This window comes from Klebsiella sp. MS 92-3, from assembly GCF_000195655.1.
GTDB classification, from domain to species: Bacteria; Pseudomonadota; Gammaproteobacteria; order Enterobacterales; family Enterobacteriaceae; genus Klebsiella; species Klebsiella pneumoniae.
On the sequence record NZ_GL882733.1, the window covers coordinates 797 to 9,177 of the forward strand.

Sequence of the window (8,381 nt, forward strand, 5' to 3'; positions counted from 1 at the left end):
CAGCTGCTGCCGCAGCTGCCGACGGTGAAACACGTCGTGCTGATGGAGTCCCGCAGCGAAGCGGCGCTCAGCCAGCTGCCCTCATTGCTGTTTTATGACGATCTGTTGCAGCAGGGGATGGCAGACTATCGCTGGCCGCAGCTCAATGAACTGACTCCGGCTTCGCTCTGTTACACCTCGGGAACCACCGGCCGGCCGAAAGGGGTATTGAACACCCATCGTTCGCTGGTCCTGCACGCCCTGAGCGGCAACCAGCCGGACGCCGCCGGCATATCGGCGAAGGACAGCCTGTTGCCGGTGGTGCCGATGTTCCATGTCAACGCGTGGGGGACGCCGTTTATCGCCGCCATGGTCGGCGCGCGGCTGGTGCTGCCGGGGCCGCACCTCGATGGCGACAGCCTGCTGCAGCTGCTGGCCGCCGAGAAGGTGACGGTGGGGTTTGGCGTGCCGGTGATCTGGGCCGGCTTGCTGGCGGCGATGCGCCGGACAGAGGTCCGGCTGCCTGAATTTAAACGTGCGCTGGTCGGCGGCTCCGCGCTGCCGCCGTCGATGGCCGAGGCCTTTCAGCGTGATTACGGCATTGCACTGACCCACGCCTGGGGAATGACCGAAACATCGCCCATCGGCACCATCAACACACCGTTGAGCAAACATGACGCGCTCCCGGCACAGGAGCAGCAAAAGCAGCGCGCCGGTCAGGGGCGGCCCATTTTCGGCATCGAACTGCAGGTGGTGGACGTGGATGGCGAACCGTTGCCCCGGGATGGTCAAAGCCAGGGGTATCTGCAGGTCAGAGGGCACTGGGTGGTAGAGCAATACTATGGTCAGGACGCGAGCGCCCTGACCGCGGCAGGCTGGTTTGATACCGGTGATATCGGTACGCTCGACGCCAATGGTTATCTGGTGATCAGCGATCGGGCAAAGGATATTATCAAGTCCGGTGGCGAGTGGATCTCCACCGTTGAGCTGGAGAATATCGCCATCGCGCATCCGGGGGTGCGCAGCGCGGCGGCCATCGCCGCCCGCCATCCGCGCTGGGACGAGCGGCCGGTGCTGCTCTGCGTCCGTGCGGAAGGGGGCGAAGTGGAGGAGACCGATCTGCTGAGCTGGTTTGAGAAGCGGGTGCCTAAATGGCAGATCCCGGACCGGGTGATATTTGTCGATGCGCTGCCGGTCAGCGCCACGGGTAAGGTGCTCAAAAATCAGCTGCGCCAGGCCTACGGAGAGATTTTAATGAGTGAGGGAAAATGAGCCATGCGCGACCCGGTCTGACGACCTGTTCTCAGTATGATGCGGCCCTGCACGCCTTGTCGGCGGCGCGCCAGCGCTGGGCGGAAACCTCAGTGAACCGTCGTCTGGCGCTCCTGCGCCAGATCAAGGATGCCCTGGCCGGCATTGCCCCGGCGTGGGTGGCCGCGGCGGCGGCGGCCAAAGGGCTGCCGGCGGGCGATCCGCTGGCGGGGGAAGAGTGGCTGGCGGGCCCCTGCGCGCTAATGGTCGGCTGCAACGGGCTTATCGCCACCCTGGAGCAACTGGAGGAGAAGACCTTTCTGCGGCGGATCCCGCTGCGGACGCTGGCGGACGGCCGCCTGGCGCTGCGGGTGGTGCCCGGCACGCTCTGGGATCGGCTGCTTCTGTCTGGTGTTCGCGCTGAGATATGGATGCAGCCAGGCGTCACCCGGGCCCATCTCGACCGCTATGCGGCGCGGGCATACGACATCCCGCCTGCCGCGCGGCAGGGCAAGCTGGCGCTGGTGCTTGGCGCCGGCAATGTGGCCTCGATTGCGCCACTGGATGTGCTACACAAGCTGTTTATTGAGAATCAGGTCTGCCTGCTGAAGCTCAATCCGGTGAATGATTATCTGCACGATCTGCTGGCCCAGGCCCTGGCGCCGCTGATTGCCATGGATGCGCTCCGCATCGTCACCGGCGACGCCCGGGCGGGAGCGTGGCTGACTACCCATCCCGCTGTCGATGAGATCCATATCACTGGCTCCCGCGAGACCCATGACGTCATCGTCTGGGGCGAGGGTGAGACGGCTCGCCAGCGTCGGGCCGCCGGGACGCCGCTGAACCCGCGTCGGGTGACCTCGGAGCTGGGCGGCGTCAGCCCCACCATTATCGTACCCGGGCCGTGGAGCGAGGCGGACATCGCTTTTCAGGCGCAGCAGCTGGCGACGCAGAAGATGAACAACGGCGGGTTTAACTGCGTGGCCAGCCAGGTGCTGATCCTGCAGCAAGGCTGGGAGCCTGCGACGGCCTTGCTGAATCAGCTGTACCGACTGATCGCCGCGAATACCCGCCCGGACTACTACCCCGGCGCTGAAAACCGGCTGACCGACTTTCGCCTGCGCGCCCGTCAGCCGCTGGAGATAGCCCGCGGTGACGCGCTGCCGTTGATTGTGGCGAATACCGACGATGATCCCGGGTTCTGCCAGCAGGAGGTCTTTGGCCCGGGGCTGTCGGTCACCCGTCTTGAGGCCGATAGTGCGGAAAGCTTTCTGCGCCAGGCGATCGGCTATGCCAATCAGCGGCTGCAGGGCACGCTGGGGGCCAATATTGTGATCCACCCGCGCACCCGCAAAGCGATTGGACGTAAGCGTTTTAATGCGCTGATCGCCGAGCTGCGCTACGGCACGGTGGCGATCAACTGCTGGAGCGGGGTGGCCTTCCTGTTAGCCCCTTGCCCGTGGGGGGCGTTTCCCGGCCACACGCTCGACGATATTCAGAGCGGGCGGGGCAAGGTGCATAACAGCTTTATGCTGGAGAAAACCGAGCGCACGGTGATTGAGGCGCCGTTTCGACCGTTTCCGCGTAGTCTTTGGCATGGCGAACTGACGCTGATGCCCCTGCCGCCCTGGTTCATCACCCACCGGGGGCAGGAAGCGGTGGCGCAGCGGCTGGTGGATTTTTACCATCGGCCGCGCTGGCGCAAATTGCCGGCGCTCCTCTGGCGCGCGCTGCGGGGCTAAAGTGAGAGCAAAAAAAAGGCGGAACCGCGGTTCCGCCCTGCGGGATTAACGGCCCGCTTTCAGCTTCTGGTAATACTCTTCATAAATGGCGCTGGCGCTGCCGACGTCATTCTGCCATTCGCCTTTCTCAATGGTTGCGGCGTCCGGATAGAGCGATTTATCGTTGGCCACTGCCGGGCTGAGCATCTTGCGCGCCGCAAGGTTCGGCGTCGGATAACCGATGGTTTCAGCGACCTGTTTGGCGACATCCGGGCGCAGCAGGAAGTTAATCAGCTTCAGCGCGCCGTCGACGTTTTTGGCGTTCGCCGGGATCGACAGGCTGTCCATCCAGAAGATGCCGCCCTCTTTCGGCCAGATCACTTCCAGCGGGGTACCGGCCTGGCGGGCGACGTAAGCCGAGCCGTTCCATACCATCCCGAGGTTCACTTCGCCTTCCATATACGGGTTCGCCGGGTTATCAGAGTTAAACGCTGCGACGTTGGGCATCAGCTTTTTCAGCTCGTTATAGGCGGCTTCAATCTCTTTCGGGTCGGTGGTGTTGCCGGAATAGCCCAGCTTACGCAGCGCCATCTGGAACACTTCGCGCGCGTCGTCGGTCAGCAGCAGGCTGCTTTTGTATTCCGGCTTCCACAGGTCGGCCCAGCTGGTGATAGTTTTCGGGTCAATCGCCTCGCTGTTGACGCCGATGGCCGTCGCCCCCCAGATATAGGGGATGGAGTAGTCGTTATTCGGATCGAACGGTTTATTCAGCATCTGCGGATCGAGGTTGCTGAAGTTAGTCAGCTTGCTCTTATCGATCTTCTGCAGCATACCTTCTTTGCGCATCTTGTCGACAAAGTAGGTCGACGGGACGACCAGGTCGTACGCGCCGTCTTTATAGGTTTTGAGCTTGGCGTACATGGTTTCGTTCGACTCGTAGGTCGAATAGATAACCTTGATGCCGGTCTCTTTGGTGAACTGCTCCAGCAGGCCCGGCGGCACATACTCGGTCCAGTTATAGAAATAGAGCGTTTTGCTATCGTCCGCGTGCGCAGCGCCCATGCCGATTGCCAGAGCGCTCGCCGCGAGCAGGTGGCGTGACCATTTTTTCATTTTAACGTCCCCTGAGTTTTATCACGTGCAATTAACTGACTGGCGATGACCATCACCAGCGACAGAACCAACAAAATCGTGGCCAGGGCGTTCACCTCTGGCGAAACGCCAACCTTGACCATCGAATAGATCTTCAGTGGCAGGATTTCATACCCCGGACCGGTCACGAACGAGGAGACTACCACGTCATCCATCGACAGGGTGAAGCTCAGCAACCACCCAGCGGCTACCGCCGGCAGGGCCAGCGGCAGGATAATTTTGCGCAGGATGGTCATCTCGCTGGCGCCCAGATCTTTCGCCGCCTCCAGCATCCGCACGTCAAAGCCTTTCAGGCGGGAGTAAACGGTGACCACCACAAACGGCAGGCAGAAGGTGATATGCGAAAACAGCAGCGACCAGAAACCAAGCTGGACGCCGATCAGCATAAACAGCACCAGCAGAGAGATGGCCATCACAATATCTGGCGACATCATCACCACAAACAGCATGCCGCTGACAAACGGTTTGCCGCGAAAGCGGTAACGGTACAGCGCCACGGCGGTCAGCGAGCCGATAAGGGTGGCGAAGGTCGCCGACAGCACCGCCATGGTCAGCGAGTGCTGGGCGGCCTGCAGCAGGCTATCGTTGTTCATCAGCAGGCTATACCAGTCGGTGGTGAACCCCTGCCAGTTGATGCCGAAGCGCGACCGGTTAAACGAGTTAACGATCAGAATAATAATAGGGATGTAGAGATACGCGTAGATGGCGGTCATAAAGCCGCCGCGCAGCAGTCGACCGATCATTCCAGCTCCACCTTTTTATTCAGCAGGCGCGCCGCGCGCCAGTAAATCAACAGCATCAGGCCCATCACCAGGGTTAAGGTAATGCTGGTTGCCGCGCCGAACGGCCAGTCGCGGATATTGAGGAACTGGCTTTTGATCACGTTGCCGATCAGCAGGTTCTTGGCGCCGCCCATCAGGTCGGAAACGTAGAACAACCCCATCGCCGGCAGCATCACCAGCAGACAGCCGGCGATGATCCCCGGCATAGTCAGCGGGATGATAATGCGGATAAAGGTCTGCAGCTTGCTGGCGCCGAGATCTTTCGCCGCTTCCAGCAGCGGGCGATCCAGTTTCTCAATGCTGGAGTAGAGCGGCATCACCATAAACGGCAGCAGGATGTATACCAGGCCGATGATCACCGCCGAGGGGGTGAACATAATGCGTATCGGGGTGTCGATCACCCCCAGCCACAGCAGAAACTCGTTCAGGTAACCTTTAGTGCTGAGGAAAATCTTCAGCCCGTAGATGCGGATCAACGAGTTGGTCCAAAAAGGGACGATCAGCAGGAACAGCAGCAGGGGCCGTACCTTCTGCGGCAGCCGGGCGAGGAACCACGCAAACGGATAGCCCAGCGCCAGGCAGGCGAGGGTCGCCAGCAGCGCCATGTTTAGCGAATGCAGCAGAACGTCATAATAGAGCGGATCCAGTAGCCGCGAATAGTTATCCAGCGTGAAGACCAGTTTGACGAAGTTGGCATCGTCGCGGGTCAAAAAGCTGGTGGCGATGATCATCAGGTTGGGCAGGAAGACAAACAGCACCAGCCAACCGACGATAGTGGCGATCACCACATTCTGGAATTTACTGGTGTTCTTCATCGGCCAGCACCACCTCCCAGCTTTCCACCCAATTGATAGACATTTTCTGGTCAAGAGAGTGGTCGAAATCCGGGTCGTCTTCGTTAAAGAACTCGCTGACCATCACCATTTTGCCGTTCTCCAGTTCCACCACCGACTCCAGAGTCATGCCTTTATAGTTGCGCTCGCGGACATAGCCGATCAGGCCATCGGCGTCGCTGTTATGGTGGATCTCGTCGACGCGCAGATCTTCCGGGCGCAGCAGGACATGCAGACGCTGGCCGGCCTCCACGGCAAAATTGACGGTGATGTTGCATTCTCGTCCTTCAACGCTGGCACGCACGCGCTGTTCGTCGAGACGTTCAATTACCGTGGCGTCAAAGATATTGATCTCGCCGATAAAGCTGGCGACAAACAGGTTCTTCGGCTCTTCGTAGATCTCTCGCGGGGTGCCGTCCTGTTCGATTTTGCCATCACGCATCACCACGATGCGATCGGACATGGTCAGAGCCTCTTCCTGATCGTGGGTGACGAAGACGAAGGTGATCCCGAGCTTACGCTGCAGCGCTTTCAATTCGTTCTGCATCTGCTTGCGCAGCTTGTAATCCAGTGCCGAAAGAGACTCATCGAGCAGCAGCAGACGCGGTTTGTTGACCACCGCGCGGGCGATGGCCACGCGCTGCTGCTGGCCGCCGGAGAGCTGGTGCGGTTTGCGCTGGGCAAACGCCTCCAACTGCACCATCTTTAAGGCATCCATCACCCGTGGGGTGATTTCCGCCGCCGGTGTTTTCTGCATCCGCAGGCCAAAGGCGACGTTCTCGAACACCGTCATATGCGGAAACAGGGCGTAGCTTTGGAATACGGTATTGACGTGGCGGTTTTCCGCCGGAACATGAGTGATATCGTGATCTTCGAGATGGATCCGTCCGCTGTCGACGTTTTCCAGGCCGGCAATAAGGCGCAGAACGGTGGTTTTACCGCAGCCAGAGGGGCCAAGCAGAGTGAGAAACTCACCATTGTTGATGGTCAGGTTAAGGTTGTCGATGACCGTTTTACCATCAAAGCTCTTGCGAATTCCCGCCAGATGCACCAGCGGCGAACGCGAACGCGGTTGTATATTCAATTTTTGACTCTGTCCCATGTAGACGCAACGGCAAATTTCCGGCCGCTGCGGGGTTTGTGATTAACCACCTTTGGGGTTGCACGTTTTTAATAAGGGCCAGCATTCTACGGCAAACGAGGGTAATCGCCAATCCTTGATACGCCCGCATAGTCTACCTTTACACCATAACGTCGGTTCCGTTATTAAATTTCGCTTTACGGGCTAAAAATGACCTGACGCAATATTTGTCTTTTCTGGCTTATGAATAATGTTGTCACAAAAGAAGAGGGTGGCTACATGGATAAATTGCTTGAGCGTTTTTTGCAGTACGTTTCTTTGGACACGCAGTCAAAGGCTGGCGTTCGTCAGGTCCCCAGCACGGAAGGGCAGTGGAAGCTGTTACGCCTGTTGCAGGCGCAGCTGGAAGAAATGGGACTGGTCAAGGTAACGCTGAGTGAAAAAGGGACGGTAATGGGAACTTTGCCCGCTAACGTTGAGGGCGATATCCCGGCCATCGGTTTTATCTCCCACGTCGACACCTCCCCGGATTTCAGTGGTAAAAACGTTAATCCGCAGATTGTTGAAAACTATCGCGGCGGCGATATCGCGCTGGGTATCGGCGATGAGGTGCTCTCCCCGGTGATGTTCCCGGTTCTGCATCAGCTTTTGGGACAGACGCTGATCACCACCGACGGGAAAACGCTGCTCGGGGCGGACGACAAAGCCGGCATTGCCGAAATTATGACCGCGCTGGCGACTCTGCAGGCGAAAAATATTCCTCATGGCGATATCCGCGTGGCCTTCACCCCTGATGAAGAGGTGGGTAAAGGGGCGAAGCATTTCGACGTCGAGGCCTTTGACGCCCGCTGGGCCTATACCGTCGACGGCGGCGGGGTCGGCGAACTGGAGTTTGAAAACTTCAACGCCGCCTCAGTGACGATAAAAATTGTCGGTAATAACGTGCACCCCGGCACCGCGAAAGGGGTGATGGTCAACGCGCTGTCGCTGGCCGCGCGCATTCATGCCGAAGTGCCGGCCGATGAAGCGCCGGAGACCACTGAAGGCTATGAAGGTTTTTATCATCTCACAAGCATGAAAGGCAGCGTCGATCGGGCCGAGATGCATTACATCATCCGCGATTTTGACCGTAAGCACTTCGAGGCGCGCAAGCGCAAGATGATGGAGATCGCCAAAAAGGTCGGCAAGGGACTGCACCCGGACTGTTATATTGAGCTGGTGATCGAGGACAGTTATTACAATATGCATGAGCAGGTGATCGCCCATCCGCACGTGGTCGATATTGCCCGCCAGGCGATGGTGGACTGCGATATTGAACCGCAGATGAAACCGATCCGCGGCGGCACCGACGGCGCGCAGCTCTCATTTATGGGACTGCCGTGCCCAAACCTGTTTACCGGTGGCTACAACTATCACGGCAAACATGAGTTTGTCACCCTGGAAGGAATGGAGAAAGCGGTGCAGGTGATCGTGCGTATCGCCGAGCTGACGGCGGCACGCAAAGGGCATTAATCTTCTCAGGCGGCCCGGTAAGGCCGCGTGTCGGACAAGATGCCGGATGGCGGCTTCGCCTTATCCGGCC

General features: G+C 59.2%; 7 protein-coding genes. 3 read left to right on the forward strand and 4 right to left on the reverse strand.

The features are described from left to right. Both HMPREF9538_RS23460 and HMPREF9538_RS23455 read left to right on the forward strand, forming a co-directional pair. A partial coding sequence (locus tag HMPREF9538_RS23460; RefSeq protein ID WP_009484093.1) for an AMP-binding protein occupies positions 1 to 1,251 on the forward strand: 1,251 nt, incomplete at its 5' end. After that, positions 1,248 to 2,972 carry an aldehyde dehydrogenase family protein gene (locus HMPREF9538_RS23455; protein WP_009484094.1) on the forward strand — a complete coding sequence of 575 codons (1,725 nt, stop codon included), beginning with the start codon at positions 1,248 to 1,250 and terminating at the stop codon, positions 2,970 to 2,972. The genes HMPREF9538_RS23460 and HMPREF9538_RS23455, both read left to right, overlap by 4 nt. A 45-nt stretch (positions 2,973 to 3,017) precedes the next feature. Here HMPREF9538_RS23455 and potD read toward each other — a convergent pair whose 3' ends face one another. Genes potD through potA form a run of 4 tightly spaced genes read right to left on the reverse strand, consistent with a single transcriptional unit; the run spans position 3,018 to position 6,820 of the window. Continuing rightward, entirely contained in the window at positions 3,018 to 4,064 is a 1,047-nt protein-coding gene (gene potD / locus HMPREF9538_RS23450) for a spermidine/putrescine ABC transporter substrate-binding protein PotD (protein WP_004140590.1), read from the reverse strand. Beyond that, on the reverse strand, positions 4,061 to 4,846 hold the full coding sequence (gene potC / locus HMPREF9538_RS23445; protein ID WP_004150813.1) for a spermidine/putrescine ABC transporter permease PotC: 786 nt from the start codon (positions 4,844 to 4,846) through the stop codon (positions 4,061 to 4,063). Before potC ends, potD begins: the two co-directional genes overlap by 4 nt. Continuing rightward, positions 4,843 to 5,700 (reverse strand): spermidine/putrescine ABC transporter permease PotB, encoded by an 858-nt coding sequence (gene potB, locus HMPREF9538_RS23440; RefSeq protein ID WP_004150812.1) that lies wholly within the window; start codon positions 5,698 to 5,700, stop codon positions 4,843 to 4,845. Before potB ends, potC begins: the two co-directional genes overlap by 4 nt. Then, positions 5,684 to 6,820 carry a spermidine/putrescine ABC transporter ATP-binding protein PotA gene (potA, locus tag HMPREF9538_RS0126890; protein ID WP_004150811.1) on the reverse strand — a complete coding sequence of 379 codons (1,137 nt, stop codon included), beginning with the start codon at positions 6,818 to 6,820 and terminating at the stop codon, positions 5,684 to 5,686. Before potA ends, potB begins: the two co-directional genes overlap by 17 nt. Before the next feature lie 258 nt (positions 6,821 to 7,078). Between potA and pepT the strand changes: the two genes are divergently transcribed. Next, a complete protein-coding gene (gene pepT / locus HMPREF9538_RS23435; protein WP_032420329.1) occupies positions 7,079 to 8,311 on the forward strand; it encodes a peptidase T in 1,233 nt (410 codons plus the stop codon). Positions 8,312 to 8,381: the final 70 nt, after the last annotated feature.